This window comes from Citreicoccus inhibens (genome assembly GCF_019039035.1).
GTDB lineage: Bacteria > Myxococcota > Myxococcia > Myxococcales > Myxococcaceae > Citreicoccus > Citreicoccus inhibens.
Map to the genome: position 1 here is coordinate 461,081 of NZ_JAHNZT010000001.1, position 18,056 is coordinate 479,136.

Below are 18,056 nucleotides of genomic sequence, written 5' to 3' on the forward strand. Positions count from 1 at the left end.
ATGGCTGAACGCCTCCTTCTTTTCGCCACCACCGCCCGCGGCACCGAGGACCTGCTGGCCGCCGAGCTCAAAGACCTCGGCGCGAAACGCATCCGTCAGGACCGCGGCGGTGTCCGATTCCTCGCGTCCCTCGATGAGGCGCTGCAAGTCTGTCTGTGGTCGCGCATCGCCATGCGAGTCCTCTACCCCCTGGGCGAGTTCGACGCCCCGGGCGCGGAGGGCCTCTACGAAGCCGCCGCGAGCGTGCCATGGGAGGAGCACCTCACCACGCACCACACCTTCGCGGTGGACGCGACGCTGAAGGACACCACGCACGCGCACTCGGGCTTCGTGGCGCTCAAGGTCAAGGACGCCATCGTGGACCGCCTTCGCGAGAAGCTCGGGGCCCGTCCCGACGTGAACACGCGCGACCCGGACGTGAGCGTGGTGGCGCACCTCGTCCGAGACAAGCTATCGCTCTCGCTCGACCTGTGCGGCGATCCCCTCCACCGCCGCGGCTATCGCGTGCGCCCCACCGCCGCGCCGCTGAAGGAAACCCTCGCGGCCGCCATCCTGCGCGCGGCCAACTACACGGGCGAAGAGGCCGTGGTGGACCCAATGTGCGGCTCGGGCACGCTGCTGATTGAAGCGGGCCTCATCGCACGCCGCCGGGCCCCCGGCATCGCGCGCAGCTTCGCCGTCGAGCGGTGGCCCGGAATGGGCCCTCGCGCACGCGAACTGCTCGCGGACATGCGCGCGGATGCTCGCCGCAACGAGCGCAAGGTCGAGGTCCCCCTCTTGGGCTTCGACAAGAGCGACGAGGCCCTGGAGGCCGCCAGCCGCAACGTCAAAGCCGCGAAGCTCTTCGAGGAGATTCGCCTGTCCGAGGGCGATGCCACCCATCCCCTCCCCGTGCCCGAGGGAGGCGGCCTGCTCGTCACGAACCCGCCGTACGGAGATCGCCTGGGCTCCGGCGGACAGAAGGGCATGAAGACCTTCTACTTCAAGCTCGGCGAGTCCCTGCGCTCGCTCCAGGGGTGGCGCCTGTGGGTCCTCTCGGGCAACCCCGCGTTCGAGAGCGCGTTCCACCTGCGCCCCATCGCGCGGAGAGACTTGTGGAACGGCCCCATCGAGTGCGAGTTGCTCGGCTACCGCGCCCAGGGCCCGCAGTGGGCCATGGAGCGGGAGGAGTCGAGACCGCACGCCAACCCCACGCGGAACTCGGGGCCGCGCCCCGCGCGCTCAGAAACGACGCTCGGTCCGGCGCATGAGCCGTCCGATGTTGCTCCGATGCGTCCACAACATGAGGGTGAAGAGGACGCCTGAGAGGATGGCGTACTCCTGCGCGCGCGCGGTGAGCACCGCCGTCAGGATGGCGACGATGCCCGCGGTGAGGGACCCCAGCGAGCTGACTCGCCACTTCGCCACGACGAGCACGTAGACGGCCGCGCCCGCGAGCGCCGCGGTTGGAATCAGCACACACAGCACGCCGAGCGCGGTGGCCACGCCCTTGCCACCGCGCAGCTTGAGCCACACGGGATAGACATGGCCCAGCACCGCGGCCAATCCCACACCCGCGTGCACGAGCGGCTCGCCCGGCAACAGGACCCACGCGAGCACCACGGGCAATGCCCCCTTGATCGCGTCGAGCAGCAACACCACCAGGCCCAGCTTCTTGCCGGCCACGCGAGTGACGTTGGTAGCCCCGATGTTGCCGCTCCCGCTGTCGCGCACGTCCACGCCGCGGAACCAGCGCGTGAGCAGCACGCCAAAGGGAATGGAGCCGGCGAGATAGCCCAGCAGGACGAGCGCGAGAGTCACGAGAAGGCTCTACATCAACCAGTGGGGGAAGCGAGTGTGCACCACCACATACGCGTAGTTGACGAGGACGACGACAGGAAGCGCGATGCGCACGGCGGTCCACTCGCGCTCGGTCAGCCGGACCTCCGGGATGGGCAGCTTGAAGACCAGGTGCAGCAGCATCGCCACGGCCGCGAGCCCGAACAGCACGGCACACACCGTCCCGAGTGGGTTGGCCTCCCACGCGCCGGAGAAGTTCAGGTGGGCCACGCGGTCCGCGACCCGGGTCAACCCACATCCCAGGCACGGCCATCCGGTCCGCTGACGCAGCACACAGCCCCAGAACGGAATGAGCTTCGCGACCGGGATGTACCGGGCGATGAGCAGCCCCAGCAGACCGGTGAGCCCGATCCAATCCAGGTTGCCGAAACGCCGATTCGGAGGAGACAGGGTGACCTTCATGCGCGCCGGGCGGGAAGTGTGCGGGATGCGCCGCTCGGATGGAAGGGTGCCTTGCCGTGGCCGAGACGATTGGGCTAAGCGAACAGCCCATGAGAACGCTCCGCACTGCCCTGCTGGCCCTGGCCGTGGTCCCCCTGGTCGCGCTCGCGGAAGACAAGGCGCCCGCCAAGGCCGCCTCCGCAGAGCCTGACTGCCACCACCCCGCGCAAGCAGCCGCGGCCCCTGCGCCCGCCCCGGCGGCAGCAGGCTGGACGCTCACCCGTGGCGAGGCCCTCAAGGGCGCGCCGGTCGTGAAGCTGGCGGACCTTCTCTCCAAGCCCCAGGCGCATGACGGCAAGACGGTCCGCGTCGAGGGGCTCGTCCGCAAGGCGTGCGAGCGCAAGGGCTGCTGGATGGAGCTGGCCTCCGCGAACGACAAGAACCCGGGCGTGCGGGTGACGTTCAAGGACTACGGCTTCTTCGTTCCGCTGGACTCGGCGGGCGCACAGGCCCGCGTGGAGGGCGTGGTGAAGGTGGCGGACCTCACCGACGCCCGCGCGAAGCACTACGAGGAGGAAGGCGCTGTCGTCCCGCGTGGCGCGGACGGCAAGCCCCGCGAAATCCAGCTCGTGGCGACGGGCGTCGAGCTGCGCCGGTAACCCATGGCCCGCAGCTTCAGTATGCGCGGCGTGCAAGGCGCGGCGGATCGCGCCGTGCAGCACGCCCGCGCCTGGTTGTTGGAGACAGAACCCGGCTCACGGGTTCACGACGTCCAGCTCGATCCACGCTTCCAGCACCGAGGCGTGGACCTGCTCTGGGAACTGCCCACCGGAGAGGTCCGCGGCATCGAGGTGAAGGGCGACCGCAACGCGAACCGCCGCCGCTACTTCTTCGAGTTGGTGTCCAACCTGGAGAAGGACACGCCGGGGTGCTTCCTCTACAGCGGCGCGGACCTGATGGTGTACGTCTTCCTGACCCAGGGAGTACTCCACGCCCTGCCTCTGCGTGCCGTGCGCGAGTGGTTCCTCCCGCGGGCGAAGGACTACGCCCTCAAGCACGCCTTCACCCAGACAGGCGCCATCCGGTACACCACGGTAGGCGCCGTGGTGCCCGTGCGAGACGTCGCCGAGGGAGTCAGCGGCGTCAAGCACGTGCCCCTCAAGCGAGCCACCCCGGCGAGTGACGAAGCCACCGCGACCGCCGCGGAGCCCTCCGTCCCAACGGAGCCCGAGCCGGTCGAAAAGCCCCGCCGCGCCGAGTAGCGACAGAGCACGCCGCGGAGCTCCATCCCAGGCACAGCCGAGACATCGCGGCGCCTCGCTTAGCGCCGCGACGCCTCGCCTCGCTCAGTGCGAGTGACGGTGGCGTCGATGCCCAGGGTGCATCTTGTCGTGGGCCGCTTCCAGGCGATCCGCGGTGCGGACCAACTCCAGGAGCGCAGCGCGATCATTCTGCTGCTTGAAGACGTGCTCCAGGCGAGGAATCAGGTCCAGGGCGAGGTGCAGCTCGCCCTCCTTCTCAGCCGTCTCCAACAAGTCCTTCGCCCGAGCAGCAGCCTGCTCGTTGGCCTGGAGATGGATGAGCCCATCCACCGCGAGCAAACGGGTGATGGGCGCGCGAGCAGTATCGCGCGTGATGTTCACGAGGTCCTGCACCGCGGGCTCGCGCTCTCCCCGAGCCGCACGAGCCACCGCGCGGGAGATGCCCTTCCGGTCCGGGAGGAGGAACTCCTCGAGGTCGGCAAAGGACTCCGCGTCCTCCACATGGCCCTTCGCCGCAAGCGACTCCGCGAGCCCATCAAACAGCTCCGCGTCCCGCTCGGTGAACGGAGCCAGGGCCTCCTGGAGGAAGCCCCCCTTCAGGGCTCCCTTCTCGTCCACGGGGAGCTTGGACCGCAGCGCCTTCATCCGCTCGAAAGCGGGCGCGACCGGCGCATCGGCAACACCCGCGAGCCGCTGGCTCAACACCGCCATGAGCCCCGCGATGCTCTCGGTCAACTCCACCGGCGAAACCAGATCCGGGGTCCACCGACGCCACAGCTCCACGGCCGCGGCCACCACGAAATCCTTGAAGGGACCGGTCCCCTTCCACTGAGAACTCCACTGCTGGGCGATGCCCAGGGGATAGGCCGACTCCGCCAGCTTGCGAAAGTCAGCCTCGCTCATGGGGATGCCGTAGTGCCCGAGCGTGCCCTGCAGGGCCTCCGTCGAGTAGCCCCCCAGGCCCTTCTGCTGCCAGCCCTTGTCCACGCGTTGCGTGCTCACCGCTCGCTCTCCGATGCCAGGGACGCCGCCATCGGCGCCGCAGGGCGCCTTCTAGCGGAAGACGGGGCCAGCATGCACGGACGGGGTGAACGTCCCCGTCAAGCGGCGGACGCGGGCGGACCGGAAGCCGGCACGACGGGCCACTGCGTCGGGTTGCGCCGTCCGTCCTCCACTCGCCGGGCAAGGTAGGGGACACAGCCTCGCGCCTCGAAGGCCTTCTTCCAGGCCGAGAAGCTCCCCCCCGCCCGCCAGGCATCCATCGCGGCGAGCCCCGCCTCGGGGCCGCACTGGGCCAGCATGTACTCCACCCAGGCCCAGCGGGCGGAGGTCGGACGAACCTCGGCACGCCCGCGCAATCCGCGCCGCAAGCGCTCCAGCCGATTCTCCACCTCACGAACCCCGGCGAAGGGAGCCCCATCCAGGGGCGTGTTGCGCTTCGCGACAAAGGGCGCCACACCCAAGGCCACGGGAAGGATGCGCGAGAGTTCCGTCGTGAAACGGATCAGCTCGTCCACATCCACGTCCTCTTCGTAAGGCAGACCCACGACGTTGTAGACCTTGAGCTGCCGCATCCCCGCCGTGCGAGCGAACTGAGCAGCCCGGACGATCTGCTCCTCCGAGTGCTTCCGGTCCACAAGGTCCCGCATGCGCTGAGACGCACCATCAGCAGCAACGGTGAGGTTCGTCGCTCCGCCGCGACGCAGTTGATCCACCAACTCCTGGGTCAACCGGTCTGCTCGCAATGACGAGACACCCACCTCGCGCCCCGAGTCCGCCAGCGTCCGCAGCAACTCGACAATCCTCGGGTGGTCCGTCACCGCCGCGCCCACGAGCCCCACCCGGCGAGCATGGTCGGGAATCAGCGACAGCACACGCTCGGGAGGCACGGTCCGCATCCCCCCATTCGTGGTGCGCCGCATGACGCAGTAATGGCACCCACGCGAACACCCCCGCTCCGGCTCGATGAGGAACATCGAGCGCAGCTCGGTGTGCGGAGTGATGATCTGCGTACGAGCGGGAAGCCGAGCATCCGTCGCCTTCGCGACGTGATACCGAGCGCCGCCTCGCCCGGGGACCAGGAAGCCAGGGGTGCGCGCCAAGACATCCAACAGCGGCTCGCGATCCATCGACTGCGCCGCATCCAGCAGCACGTGGATGAGGTCGTCCGCCTCCCCCTGAACCAAGACATCCACGAAGGGCTCAAGCGGATCTGGATTGGAGAAGGTCAGCGGGCCGCCCGCGACCACCAGTGGATGGCGAGCACCTCGCTGCTCTCGGAGCAGCGGGATCCCCGACAGCTCCAACATCGAGAACAGTCCCGTGAGCTCCAACTCATAGGCCACCGAGAACGCCAGCATCGGGAACTCCGACACCGACGCCTGCGACTCCCACGTGAACAGCGGCGTTCGCGTTCGACGGAACGCCTCCACATCATCTGGGAGGAAGACCCGCTCAGCCGTGGCACCAGGCCGAGAATGAATCTCTCGGTAGATCGCCTGGTAGCCCAGGGAGCTCATCCCCACGTGGTAGGGACTTGGGTAGCAGAGAGCCACCCGGTAGGGCGCCTCCTTGTGAAGCGTGCCTTGCTCATCCGCAAGCAGCGAGCGGACACGTTCAATCAGCGCGTAGCGGCCCTCCAATGCTCCTCCCAGCCAGGTCGACCCGAGGCTCCATAAACACTGCGGCCCCGGACCGCCACTCCCATGAGGGAGGGCCGCCGGGGCCGCAGCAGGCAAGCAATGCCGTTCAGCTCACTTCTTGAACGACGGGATCGCCTTCCCAGCCGCGCACTTCTTCACGGTCGCATCGCAGACCACGTCGAAGTCCGGGTTGACGCCAGAGCCTTCGCCGCACGTATCCGCCGCGTTCGCCGGGTCAGACGCGTCCAGCGTCGGGTTGCAAGGCGTCGAGGGCCAGATGGCGCGCACGACGTACGTCGACTTGCATCCGTTCTTGATGTAGGTCAGCTCGCCCGTCAACTGCGTACCAGGGGCGCTCGGAGCGGAGTAAACCCGCACGTTGCTGAACTGGTACGAGATCGACGTGGTCGTCGCCCCATCAATGGCGTTCACCTTCGCCAGGTTGAAGTCGTTCGCGTTGCAGAACTGGTTCGCGTCGACGTCATTGGTGATGCCGCCCGTGCCCTGCAGATCCGAGTACTTGTTGTTCGGGTCCTTGGAACCCAGCGAGGCAAGACCACGCGGACGAATCGTCAGCGAGGCCTTGTTCGTGGCGACGTCGTAGAACTTCCAGACGCCCAGGTCCTCTCCTGCAGGGGCCTGCGAAGACGCATCGCAGGTGATGCCCGCGGCAGTCGGGGTCGGCCCTTCCACCAGGTCGTACTTCCCGAACCAGGGCAAAGAGCCCGAGTCCTGCACCACGCAACCCGGCGTCGGCTGGTCCGAGTCACAAGCGGACACGCCCATTCCGATACCGAGCATGACCACTGTCGAAAGAATGTTCTTGCGCATGTTACTCATCTTCCTCACGTGGTCTGGTGACTAGAACGTGTACCGCACACCGAGACGAATCTGACGCGGCGGCTGGTAACGATCCGGGTTCTTGTAGTTCTTGTTCACGTCGTCGTAGGTCAGGTTGCTGCCATCCTCGGCAAGCGTGACCGAACCACCGGTCGGGTTGTCCTTGGTCGGCAGGTCGCTGGCCTTGCCGCCCTTGACCGGGAGAACCTCGGCGAACGTGTAGGACTCGTCGACGCTGTCAACACCCTGGAAGTTGAACAGGTTGAAGACATCGAGGGTCACGGACAACACGCTGTCCTTGCTGACGCGGTAGTTCACACCCAGGTTGGAGTCGATGCTGTTGATCCACGGGGTGCGGCCGCCGGAGCCACGCGGGAGGATGAACGTCTCATCCTGACCGTAACCCGGGTAGGCGCCCATGTAGTTGATCGGCGTACCGGAGTTGCCACGGTACGACAGACCGATGTTCGCGGTGAGCGCGTTGGTGAGGCTGAACTCCTTCGCGCCGAACACCTTGATGGCATGCGTACGGTCGAACGGGAGCAGACCCGTGCGGTTGTCCAGGAGGCGAATCAGGTCGAAGTCCGACAGGATGTTCGGATCGAGCTGGTTGTTCTCCGGGCGGAACAGACCGGGGTAGTTACCGTACAGACGCGACCACGTGTAGCTCGCCTGGGCCAGCCAGCCGTCGGAGAACGTGCGGTTCAGGTAGACGGTGACGGCGTCGTAGTTACGAACCGGCTTCGGGAACTCCTTGGCGAAGCCCGAGCCCGGGTTGCCGAGGAAGTACGTGTTGCCCTCATCGCGGCTCATGTCCTCGATGACCGAGTTCATGTCGCGGTGGGTGTACGTGGCGCCCGCGCGGGTGTTCGCGAGGAGCTCGTACTCGCCGCCAACCACGAACTCATCCGACGACTGCGGCTTGATGTTCGGGTCAACCGGCTCGCTCTCCACCTTACCACCGGAGTAGAGCTGGTTCGCGTTCAGGCTGCTCTCAGCGCGCGGAACCAGGTACGCAGGATCGGCGCACTCGTTGCGCTGCCCCTCACGCGTCGTCGGATCACAACCACCGGACTGCCCCGGCTCCGCCAGACGGCGCTGAGCGCTGTAGCGGCGCTCGCCCGGGAAGGCGCGGTCCATCATGTCCAGCGCGACCTGCTCGTAGTAGCGAGCGAAGTTCACGAACAGCTTCGCACGGCCGTTACGGAGCGGGTCCACGATGGCACCCAGGCGAGGCGACCACTGGTTGCCAAGCACGAGGGCCTTCTGGCCGTTGCCGCCGTACATCATCTGCATGTCATAGCGCACGCCCAGGTTCAGCGTGACCATGTTCGCGATGGACCAGCTGTCCTGCAGGAAGCCGCCCACCGTGTTGCTCTTGGTGTGCGACTGCTGGGTCAGCTCGGTCACCGGGCTGTCCGGCGCCGTCTGGTAGCCGTAGCGACGCGAGTCGCTCCAGTTACCCAGCGAGTTCTCCTGCCAGAACACGCCACCACCGTAGGCCTTCGTCTGATCATAGACGAGGAACTCGGTGTCCACGCCGCCCTTGAACACGTGGTTACCCAGCGCGTTGTTCAGGAGGTACGTGGCCTTGGCGTTGATCTGGTAGCGATCCAGCTTCGCGTCCGAGAGGAACGCAGGGCCACCCACCACGTAGTTCGTCACCGGGCAGCGCAGCAACTGCTCCTCGGGCGTGCTGCCGCAGTACTGCTCCGCGTTCGGCACGTTCTCGAAGAGGGACAGCGGACGCTCGGCCACGTACTGCGCCTGGGACAGACCGGCCAGACCCTGATCGGAACCGATCTTGGAGCCGTCCGCCGGGAGGCGCGAGTCGGTCTGGTGGAACCAGCCGAGGTTCGCGTCAACCAGGACCTTCTTCTCCATGAAGGCACCGGCGTACTTCAGGCCGAGCGCCGTCGTGTTGGTGTCACGCGAGATGAGGCCGAAGCTCCCAGGACGCGCAACCTGAGCCGCCGGCAGACCACCCGTCTGGGGGTTGATCTGCAGCTTGCCCAGACCACCCGTCGTCGACGGCGTCCCGTTGAGGGACAGCGACACGTTGTGGTCCTGGTTGATGAGGTACGTCAACTTACCCATGTACTGGATCGTCCGAGCATCGGCGAAGTACTTGCTCTGGGACCCAGGGATCTCGTTGACGACGCTGAAGCCGTTCGTGTCCTTCTTCACCGCACCCGTGTCATCCAGCTCGAACGAGTTCAGAGCGCGGGTGTGGGTGTAGCGGGTGAACGACGGCGCGAAGCCGGCGAAGAACCACAGCTTGTCCTTCAGGATCGGACCACCGAGGGTGGCGCCGAAGTCGCCCATGTGCTTCAGGGCGTTGTTGCCCGTGACTGTGGTGCCGTCCTCGACGACCAGCTTCCGGTTACCCTCGAAGGCACCCGGGGTCCAGTTGCCGAACACGGAACCGTGGAACTCGTTCGAGCCCGAGCGGGTCACCGCGTTGACGACACCGCCCGTGGAGCGACCGAACTCCGGCATGTAGCCGCCGGTGATGATGTTCACGTCCTGCACGAACTCGATGCTCATCGGGCTCGCGTTCACGCCGTAGGCCGGGTCGTTCGTGGACAGACCGTCCACCACGTAGCCGTTCTCAGGCGAGGTCGTGCCGTTGATCGAGACACCGTAGGCGTCCGCCTGCGCACCAGGCGCCAGCTCGGCCAGGGACTCGAAGGAGCGCGCCGCGCCACCCTTGCCACCCGGACGGGCCACCGCGATGCGGTTGATGAACTCCTGATCGACGTTCACGCCCGTGTTCGTCGAGCCGACGTCGATGGTCGGCGGCGTGCCAACAACCGTCACGTCACCTGAGAAGGAGTCCGGCAGCAACTCCACGTTCACACGGATCGTGCGGTTGAGCCGCAGCTGAACATCCGACCGGGCGAACGGCTTGAACGATTCCTTCTCGAACCGCAGGGTGTACGTACCCGGCGGCAGCTGGGGAATACGATAGTTACCCTGAGCGTCAGTAACCACGGTCTGCTCGCCCTGAAGATTGGGCGAGGTAGCGGTCACAACGACATCAGCAGCAGGCTGCTTGCTTTCGGTATTGATGACCGTACCGATGATGACGCTGGACTGTGCGAAAGCCGCAGATCCATAAAGCAGACCTGCAGCCAGGACAACTCCGGTTTCCCGGAGCACTCGGCTCACTTGCATACCAAACCCCTCCAAGGTGGGCTGCAACCGAAAATGACTGCGGAAAATATCTGAGGTCGGGCAGTTGTCAATAGACCGTTGCTTTTTGGTGACCAGTGGGGCATTGCGCGATCACGCTGGAGGCTTCCCGGCAGGGTCGCTTGAACCCGGTCCACGTTTCTGTATGGTAGCACGCCCTTCAATCCGGGCAGGGCGTGACGGGTGTCCACTGGTGAAGAGGAGTAAAGTGCATGTTCGATTCAGTCCTTGACCGCGGGCAAGGACCCAGGTCGCGCTTCGGCGTCGGAGCCGTCGTCTCGGCGTTGCTCCACCTCGGCCTGTTTGTCCTGGCGGTCTACCTGTCAACTCGGCCGCCTCCTGTTGAGGAGAAGGAGGTCGAGGTGACGCTGAAGGCCACCATGGCCCCGCCACCTCCCCCCCCGCCACCTCCTCCTCCTGCGTCAAAGCCCAAGACGGAGAAGAAGGTCACGCCCAAGAAGCCCAAGGACGTGATCGTGCAGCCCAAGGAGATTCCCAAGGAGAAGCCGCCCGAGGCCGAGCCTCAGCAGGAGGCTGAACCCGAGCAGGCCGCTGCAGAGGACGAGGTTGAGGGAGGCGTCGAGGGAGGCGTCGCGGGTGGTGTGGTGGGTGGCGTCGTCGGTGGTGTGATTGGCGGCGTGGTGGGCGGCCAGTTGGGCAGCACGGGAACAGACGTCCTCCCGTTCGGTTCTGGCATGTCGCGGCCGGAGAAAGTCGGCGGCCCGGAAATCTCTTACACGCGTGAAGCGCTCGAGGCCCACGTCCAAGGTCTGATGATCGTCAAGTGCGTCATCACGACCGAGGGAAAGGTCGAGCGCTGCCGAGTCATCAAGCCGCTCCCTCACATGGAGAAGGCGGTCCTGGACGCGCTGGCGGCCTCACGCTACAAGCCGGTCATGTTCCAGGGTCGCGCTGTCCAGGTTGATTACACCTTCAATATCAAGCTTGCCATGCCGCGTTGAAGAACGCGTCACGAAAATAGGTAGCAGCGACGATTTTCCCCCGCGCTCGTGAGGAGGAGCGCTCGAAAGCCATGCACTTTACTCTTTCTGAAATCTGGGCGCAGACGGGCCTCTTTGCCCGCCTTATCATCATCACCCTGGCGATCATGTCTGTCTCTTCGCTGGTCGTGATGGCGGAGCGCATCTTCGTCTTCCGCAAGACGCGTTCCGACAGCCGCAACTTCGCGTCCAAGATGGGCGCCATCCTCGCGAAGGGCGACCTGACCACCGCCGCGAACACCAACCTGGGCAAGGATGTGGGTCACCTGGGCCGCGTCATCAACTCGGGTCTGACGGCCTACCGCATCAGCCCGGGCAACAAGGAAGTCGCGGTTGAGTCGGTGGCCCGTGCGCTCGAGCGCCAGGCGCAGCGTGAGGTGCAGAGCCTCAAGCGCGGTCTGGGCGTGCTGGCGACGGTCGGCTCCACGGCCCCCTTCGTGGGTCTGCTTGGCACCACGATGGGCATCATCAACGCCTTCTCGATGATGGCCGAGTCCGGCGCCGGCGGTCTGGGCACCATCTCTGGCGGTATCTCGGAGGCGCTCATCACCACCGCGTTCGGTCTGCTCGTGGCCATCCCCGCGGTGATGGCGTACAACTTCCTGCAGGGCTGGGTGGACGCTCGTGCGGTGGACATCTCTGAGTCCTCCAACGAGTTCCTGGACGTGGTCGCACGGCACATGGCCGGCGGCGGGACGCAGTCCTCGCACGCGGCCTAGTTCCCCGCGCACGCGGGGGAGTCAGGGCCCGCCTCGACGGAATCTCCGAGAGGCGGGCCTCTCCATCCAGATCCAGGTGCACGCATGGGAATGTCAGCAGGCCCCAAAGGGGGCATCAAGAGCGAGATCAACGTCACGCCCCTTGTCGACGTGGTGCTGGTGCTCCTCATCATCTTCATGGTCATTACCCCCATGCTCCAGCGCGGAAAGTCCGTGGAGCTGCCCAAGGCCACGGAGATTGACAAGAACGGGGTAAAAGACACATCCGAGCCGATCATCCTGTCCATCACCCCTGACAAGAAGGTCTTCGTCGAGAACGACGAGGTGAATGAGCAGGGGTTGCAGGAGAAGCTCGCCGCGGAGCTCGTGAAGGATCCGGGCAAGAAGATCCTGCTCAAGGGCGACAACGCGCTCAACGTGGGCGACGTGCGCAAGGTGCTGGACATCGCCCGCAAGGCGAAGGCGAAGCAGATCGCGCTCGGCGTCGAGGAGAAGAAGTAATGGCCCGCGGACACAAGTCGCGCCAATGGGTGCAACCGCAGAGCGCCCCCAACTCGGACATCAACGTCACGCCGCTCGTGGACGTGGTGTTGGTGCTCCTCATCATCTTCATGGTGGTGACTCCGCTGATGGAGAAGGACATCGTTGTCCGCGTCCCTGATACGGAGATGCAGGACAATACGCCTCCGGATCCCAGCGACGATCAGCTCGTCGTTCAGGTCGACAAGAACGGCGGCTACTCCATCAACACGGAGCAGATTCCCGCCGCGGACTACGTTGCGCGTCTCAAGCGAATGCTGAACGCCAAGAAGCCGGATGACCGCATCGTCTTCTTCATGGCGGATGACTCAACCAACTATGGGAAGCTCGTTGGCGCGCTGGATGGCGCCCGTGCCGCAGGAGCCAAGATCCTCGGCATGGCGACGGAGCTGCCCGAGAACGCGGTCGTCCAGGGCACCGGTCAGCCGGGGGCGCCTGAAGCCCCCCCCGCCACCCCGTAGTCCAAAGCATCGAGGGCTCGCGGACCAGCGAGCTCTCGATAAACAGAACGCCCGTCGGCCGGAGTTCTCCTCCATATGGCCGGCGGGCGTTCGCTTTTGTGGCCTCTGACGGCCGCGCTGGGCAACGAGACGGCCTCCCAGAGAGTTCTCCTGTTCCGCGATTCAGCGCGCGCCATAACGCCGTTCAGGGCGTCCCGTTGCGCCGGACCAGCATCTCCGCCGATGGACGCCCCGAGAGAGGTGTTCACCCGAGGCATCCCAGGTACGACGTTTGCTCTCCTTTCCTCACGACAGCGGAAGGGAGTGAGAAATGCTGGCAAGGGTGAGGTCGGGAGCCCTGATGGGCGTCGACGCGGTCGTAGTGGAGTGCGAGGTCGACATGGCGCTCGGCCTGCCCTACTTCAACGTCGTAGGGCTTCCGGAAGGCGCGGTCCGCGAATCCAAGGTTCGAGTCATCTCCGCCCTGAAGAACGCAGGGTTCGAGCTCCCTCAGAAGCGCATCACAGTGAACCTGGCCCCCGCAGAGTTGCGGAAGGAAGGAGCGGCCTTCGAACTCCCCATTGCATTGGGGGTGCTCGCCGCCGCACGCCTCATCGAGGCTCAGAACCTGGAGCCATTCCTGTTTGGAGGTGAACTCTCCCTCGACGGGACCGTCAAACCCATCAAGGGAGTCCTCGCGCTCGCGGCAGCCGCACGCGACAACGGCTACTCGGGCGTCATGGTGCCCACGGCAAATGCCGCCGAGGCCGCGCTGGTCGAGGGGATTCAAATCCTTCCCATTTCTCATCTGCGCAGCGCGGTTGAACACCTCACTGGCAGCGCTGTCCTCCCAGCTTACGTCAGGGCCGCGAGACCGCAGGTGGTGGAGCGGGCAGCCATGCCCGACATGGCGGATGTCCGTGGGCAACCCGAACTGAAGCTCGCGATGGAACTCGCCGCGGCAGGCGGACACAACCTGCTCATGTGCGGGCCACCTGGCTCTGGCAAGACCATGCTTGCGCGAAGGCTGCCAGGCATTCTTCCCGAGATGGCGTTCAGCGAGGCCCTCGAGGTCACAAAAATATACTCAGTCCTGGGGCTCCTTGGAGAGGAGCAGGCATTGATGTGTGAGCGCCCGTTCCGCGCGCCGCACCACACCCTCTCGGACGCGGGACTCGTCGGAGGAGGCCCCACTGCGCGACCAGGTGAGTTGTCTCTCGCCCATCACGGGGTCCTGTTTCTCGATGAGCTGCCAGAGTTCCGAAAGAATGTCTTGGAAGTACTCCGGCAGCCACTTGAGGAGGGGGCCATCCATCTCGCGCGTGCAAATCAGCACATCACCTATCCGTGCCGCGTCATGCTGGTTGCCGCGATGAATCCGTGTCCCTGTGGGTACTTCAACGTCCCCGGCCGGACATGTACCTGCTCGGAGCACCGCGTCTTCGACTACCACTCCAAGGTGAGCGGCCCCCTTCTCGATCGCATTGACATCACCGTGCAGACCCGCGCCGTGGAGTACCATCAACTCTCCTCGACAGCGCCGCCGGAGCTCCCCAGCCATCACTATCGGCAGCGCGTCGCCATTGCACGGGAGCGCCAGCGAGAACGGTTCAAGGCCGAACCGGGAGTGCACTGCAACGCCCAGATGCCAGTTCACTTGCTACGGCGATACTGTGTCCTCGCGCCACGGGCAGAACGAACGCTCGAACTCGCGGTGCGCCACCATGGGCTCTCCGCTCGCGCGCATGACCGCATCCTCAAGCTGGCCCTGACGCGCTCGGACTTGGAGGGACATGCCCGCATCGAGGATGTCGATATGCAACTTGCGGTCGACTGCCGGATGTTGGACCGGCGGAGTTGGCTGCACGCGAACGTGCAGGGTAGCCGCTCCTCACGAAGCGACCCGTTCTCCCGCCTCATCGAGCCATCTTGAACAGCTCGTTCAGCGAGGCGAGGGATGCGGCTCCGACGGCGCTGGGAGTGATTGGTGTTCCTGCGGTGCGGGCAGCACCGTCGGATGAAACCGCTCCTCAAGCTTATCCAGACGCGGCACGGCGCCCGTAATGATGCGCGCTGAACGGCCAAACGTCAGATACGAGTACGCCCAGTTGAGCAGCACCGCCAGCTTGCTTCGAAAGCCAATGAGGAAGGTGATGTGAATGAACAACCACGCAAACCAAGCAGCGACACCTGACTGTTGCACGCGACGGAAGGCCACTCCTACCGCTTGTCCGCGGCCAATCACCGCGTAGGTGCCTCGGTCCCAGTAGCGGAAGGGCATCATCGGCTGCCCTTGGATCTGTCTCAGGATGCTGAGCGCCGCATGCTTCCCTTCCTGCATGGCCGCAGGCGCCACTCCGGGAACTGACGTTCCATCGCCTTGCTTGACGAATGACAGGTCGCCAACAACAAAGACATCCGTTCTGCCGGGCACCGTCAGCTCCGGGGACACCATGACCCGTCCGGCGCGATCCATCGGCGCCCCCAGGGAGCGCGCCACCGGGGAAGCTGAAACCCCTGCAGCCCAAAGCACCGTCCGTGCCGGCAAATGCTCGGACCCCATGAAGACGCCGGTCGCATCGATGCTCGTCACCCGAGCCCCCGTCATGACCTCGACCCCGAGACGCTCCAACGCCTTGCGCGCACGAACCGAGAGCGCTTCAGGGTAGCTGGGGAGAACATGGCCCAGCCCCTCGATGAGCAGGATTCGCGCTTGATTCGGGTCGATGTTCTGAAACTCACCTGGCAGTGAGTTGCGACTGATCTCCGCGAGCGCTCCCGCGAGTTCCACCCCCGTAGGACCCGCGCCAATGATGACGAATGTCATCAGCGCTCGCCGAACGTCCGGGTCAGACTCTCGCTCGGCCATCTCGAAGGCGAGCAGGACGCGGCGACGGATCTCGACCGCGTCCTCAATAGTCTTCAGCCCCATCGCGTGTCGCGCCCACTCGTCATGACCGAAGTAGGAGTGCGTTGCGCCCGTAGCCACGATGAGAAAGTCGTAGCTCAGCTCACCGTCCGCGAGCAGCAACCGCTTGTGCTCCAGGTCGATGCCAGTCGCCTCCGCCAGCAGCACTTGGATGCGATGTCGTCCCAGGATGCCTCGAAGGGGGGCCGCAATCTCACTGGGACTCAGCGTCGCCGTGGCCACCTGGTAGAGCAATGGCTGGAAGAGATGGTGGTTGTGTCGATCCACCAGGGTCACCCGCACCGGGGCCTTCCGGAGCTGCCGGGCAGCATAGAGGCCACCAAAACCTCCACCGAGGATGACCACGTGCGGCAGGTCTGCGCGGTTCTTGGTCACGTCTGGAAAGGTGAGGCAGCGCTCCTCGAATTTCAACGCAAGCAGCCTGGCTGCTCGGTGGAGTCGGCTGTGCGCAGGGCACCTCGGCTCCTTGCTCACCTGGAAAGCAGGCAGCAGCTCCGGGGGCCAGTCACTCCGGATGGTCGGACGCTTGGAGTCACTCTGGACGATTCACGAGTCTCCGCCCGAGTACGCACAGCGGCATGCCCATTGCTCGGTAGGGCAAGTAACGCGCGACCGGCTCGGCCTCGGCGCATCCGTGCGCGCGTCGCACATCACCCATCAAGGCGGCAAGGGAGTCGGACGCAATGAGCAAGCTGACGGAGAAGCTGAAGGCAGTGGCGGCTGCGGTGGCGGCGATCGAAAAGCAGTTTGGCCGAGGGGCCGTGATGCCACTGGGAGCTGAGGCAATGGTCCAGAAGGTCGCGGTGATTCCCACAGGCTCCGTGGGATTGGATCGAGCTCTCGGAGTGGGTGGGTATCCTCGCGGCCGCGTCGTGGAACTGTTCGGACATGAATCGTCCGGGAAGACCACGCTGACCCTGCATGCGATTGCCCAAGTGCAGGCCGCTGGGGGTGTCGCGGCCTTCATTGATGCAGAGCATGCGCTGGACGTTACCTACGCACGCAAGCTGGGCGTCCGCGTGGAAGAGCTGCTGGTCTCTCAACCCGATACGGGAGAACAGGCGCTCGAGATAACCGAACACCTCGTGCGCTCTGGCGCCGTGGACCTCATCATCGTGGACTCTGTCGCGGCCTTGGTTCCCCGCGCGGAAATTGAAGGCGAGATGGGAGATGCTCACATGGGCGTGCAAGCACGACTGATGAGCCAGGCCCTCCGCAAGCTCACGGGGGCCGTCAGCCGGTCCGGCACCTGCATCATCTTCATCAATCAGATTCGAATGAAGATTGGTGTGATGTTTGGAAATCCCGAGACCACGACGGGAGGAAATGCACTGAAGTTCTATTCCTCGGTGCGCCTGGAGATCCGCCGAACAGGGAGCATCAAAGAGGGCGACTCCGTGGTGGGGTCCAAGGCGCGGGTGAAGGTCGTCAAGAACAAGGTCGCGCCCCCATTCCAAGAAGCCGAGTTCGATGTGATGTACGGCTCAGGCATTCATCGTCCGGCCGAGGTCCTCGACATGGCGGTCGCCGGTGGACAGGTGGAGAAGTCCGGCAGCCACTTCAGTCTTCGCGGGGAGCGCATCGGGCAGGGCCGCGAGCGTGCCATCGAGTGGCTGCGCGAACATCCCGAGGCCTTGGAGGCGCTCGCCCGTGAGCTGGTCGGCGCCGCTGCCCTCCCCTGCCCTCCTGCAGCGGCCGAGGCCGCCTAGCCTTGGACGGCTGCCAACGACAAGGGGACGGGCACCCGACGCTGTCCCGCACACAAATGCAATGCGCCCTCTGGCCCCTCTTCCAGGAGCTGGCCCAATTGGTACTGCGCATCGCGCGAGAAGCGAGCCTTGGCACGTCCCTGCTTGACTTGGCAGCCCACCACCCCGTCCGACTCGACATGCAAGGTCGCAACATCGAGGGCTTCGGCGGTGCGATCACTCAGTCGGATGGAGACAAGGTCCGACGGAGACACATCCACGGTCCGGACCTCGTAGGCCGCGTCCTCCACCTGGACGTAGCACCAGTCATTCCCGATGCGGAGCTGGTAACGCCCCTGGTCGTCCAAGACGAGCGAGGCATCGAACAACTCGATGATGCGCGGATGGAGGATGGGCTCGTCGTCGTGCCACCAACGCAGGGTGGGGTCGAGGCGAATGCCGCTGTCCTCGCGGGTGTGCCAACGCTTGCCTGGGGGCGGCGGACCGCTGGGTGGTTCCATGACCTTCCTTATCTGCGCCTGCGCGCTGGATGGAGCAACTCCTCGTGGCCTGGAGTCCT

Annotated in this window: 17 protein-coding genes; 9 read left to right on the forward strand and 8 right to left on the reverse strand. The window is 65.4% G+C overall.

Going from position 1 to position 18,056, the window contains the following annotated elements; genetic code table 11:
- Positions 1–1,305 carry a THUMP domain-containing class I SAM-dependent RNA methyltransferase gene (locus tag KRR26_RS01805; RefSeq protein WP_217078973.1) on the forward strand — a complete coding sequence of 435 codons (1,305 nt, stop codon included), beginning with the start codon at positions 1–3 and terminating at the stop codon, positions 1,303–1,305.
- Here the strand turns inward: KRR26_RS01805 and plsY are convergent.
- Together plsY and KRR26_RS01815 are read right to left on the reverse strand one after the other, a co-directional pair.
- Positions 1,222–1,800, reverse strand: a complete 579-nt coding sequence (gene plsY / locus KRR26_RS01810; RefSeq protein WP_120205015.1) for a glycerol-3-phosphate 1-O-acyltransferase PlsY — start codon at positions 1,798–1,800, stop codon at positions 1,222–1,224. The two genes, KRR26_RS01805 and plsY, sit on opposite strands and share 84 nt — an antisense overlap.
- A 9-nt stretch (positions 1,801–1,809) precedes the next feature.
- On the reverse strand, positions 1,810–2,241 hold the full coding sequence (locus KRR26_RS01815) for a DUF2752 domain-containing protein (RefSeq protein WP_217078974.1): 432 nt from the start codon (positions 2,239–2,241) through the stop codon (positions 1,810–1,812).
- Positions 2,242–2,330: 89 nt separating this feature from the next.
- On the opposite strand from KRR26_RS01815, the gene KRR26_RS01820 reads away from it, so the two are divergent.
- Both KRR26_RS01820 and KRR26_RS01825 read left to right on the forward strand, forming a co-directional pair.
- A complete protein-coding gene (locus tag KRR26_RS01820; protein WP_120205011.1) occupies positions 2,331–2,879 on the forward strand; it encodes a DUF4920 domain-containing protein in 549 nt (182 codons plus the stop codon).
- 3 nt (positions 2,880–2,882) lie between these two features.
- Entirely contained in the window at positions 2,883–3,482 is a 600-nt protein-coding gene (locus KRR26_RS01825) for a hypothetical protein (protein ID WP_120205010.1), read from the forward strand.
- An 84-nt stretch (positions 3,483–3,566) separates the two neighbouring features.
- Here KRR26_RS01825 and KRR26_RS01830 read toward each other — a convergent pair whose 3' ends face one another.
- The 4 genes from KRR26_RS01830 to KRR26_RS01845 form a co-directional block, all read right to left on the reverse strand.
- Positions 3,567–4,484, reverse strand: coding sequence for a hypothetical protein (locus tag KRR26_RS01830; RefSeq protein WP_217078975.1), 918 nt, complete (start codon positions 4,482–4,484; stop codon positions 3,567–3,569).
- A 98-nt stretch (positions 4,485–4,582) separates the two neighbouring features.
- Entirely contained in the window at positions 4,583–6,124 is a 1,542-nt protein-coding gene (locus KRR26_RS01835; protein WP_120205008.1) for a radical SAM protein, read from the reverse strand.
- A 111-nt stretch (positions 6,125–6,235) separates the two neighbouring features.
- Positions 6,236–6,955, reverse strand: a complete 720-nt coding sequence (locus KRR26_RS01840; protein ID WP_120205006.1) for a hypothetical protein — start codon at positions 6,953–6,955, stop codon at positions 6,236–6,238.
- Positions 6,956–6,985: 30 nt separating this feature from the next.
- Entirely contained in the window at positions 6,986–10,141 is a 3,156-nt protein-coding gene (locus tag KRR26_RS01845; RefSeq protein WP_120205005.1) for a TonB-dependent receptor, read from the reverse strand.
- Positions 10,142–10,371: 230 nt separating this feature from the next.
- Between KRR26_RS01845 and KRR26_RS01850 the strand changes: the two genes are divergently transcribed.
- The 5 genes from KRR26_RS01850 (at position 10,372) to KRR26_RS01870 (ending at position 14,792) form a co-directional block, all read left to right on the forward strand.
- A complete protein-coding gene (locus KRR26_RS01850) occupies positions 10,372–11,121 on the forward strand; it encodes an energy transducer TonB (protein ID WP_120205003.1) in 750 nt (249 codons plus the stop codon).
- Positions 11,122–11,192: 71 nt separating this feature from the next.
- Positions 11,193–11,879, forward strand: coding sequence for a MotA/TolQ/ExbB proton channel family protein (locus tag KRR26_RS01855; RefSeq protein WP_120205002.1), 687 nt, complete (start codon positions 11,193–11,195; stop codon positions 11,877–11,879).
- Between the two features lie 84 nt (positions 11,880–11,963).
- On the forward strand, positions 11,964–12,380 hold the full coding sequence (locus KRR26_RS01860) for an ExbD/TolR family protein (protein WP_120205000.1): 417 nt from the start codon (positions 11,964–11,966) through the stop codon (positions 12,378–12,380).
- A complete protein-coding gene (locus tag KRR26_RS01865) occupies positions 12,380–12,880 on the forward strand; it encodes an ExbD/TolR family protein (RefSeq protein WP_120204999.1) in 501 nt (166 codons plus the stop codon). The genes KRR26_RS01860 and KRR26_RS01865 overlap by 1 nt, the downstream gene beginning before the upstream one ends.
- Positions 12,881–13,190: 310 nt before the next feature.
- Positions 13,191–14,792 (forward strand): YifB family Mg chelatase-like AAA ATPase, encoded by a 1,602-nt coding sequence (locus KRR26_RS01870; RefSeq protein ID WP_120204997.1) that lies wholly within the window; start codon positions 13,191–13,193, stop codon positions 14,790–14,792.
- A gap of 9 nt (positions 14,793–14,801) precedes the next feature.
- On the opposite strand, the gene KRR26_RS01875 is transcribed toward KRR26_RS01870, so the two are convergent.
- Positions 14,802–16,133: an NAD(P)/FAD-dependent oxidoreductase gene (locus KRR26_RS01875; protein WP_217079035.1), complete on the reverse strand. Its 1,332-nt coding sequence runs from the start codon at positions 16,131–16,133 to the stop codon at positions 14,802–14,804.
- A 338-nt stretch (positions 16,134–16,471) separates the two neighbouring features.
- Here KRR26_RS01875 and recA point away from each other — a divergent pair, with 338 nt between their 5' ends.
- Positions 16,472–17,497 (forward strand): recombinase RecA, encoded by a 1,026-nt coding sequence (gene recA, locus KRR26_RS01880; protein WP_120204993.1) that lies wholly within the window; start codon positions 16,472–16,474, stop codon positions 17,495–17,497.
- On the opposite strand, the gene KRR26_RS01885 is transcribed toward recA, so the two are convergent.
- Positions 17,494–17,997, reverse strand: a complete 504-nt coding sequence (locus tag KRR26_RS01885; protein WP_217078976.1) for a DUF1285 domain-containing protein — start codon at positions 17,995–17,997, stop codon at positions 17,494–17,496. The two genes, recA and KRR26_RS01885, sit on opposite strands and share 4 nt — an antisense overlap.
- Positions 17,998–18,056: the final 59 nt, after the last annotated feature.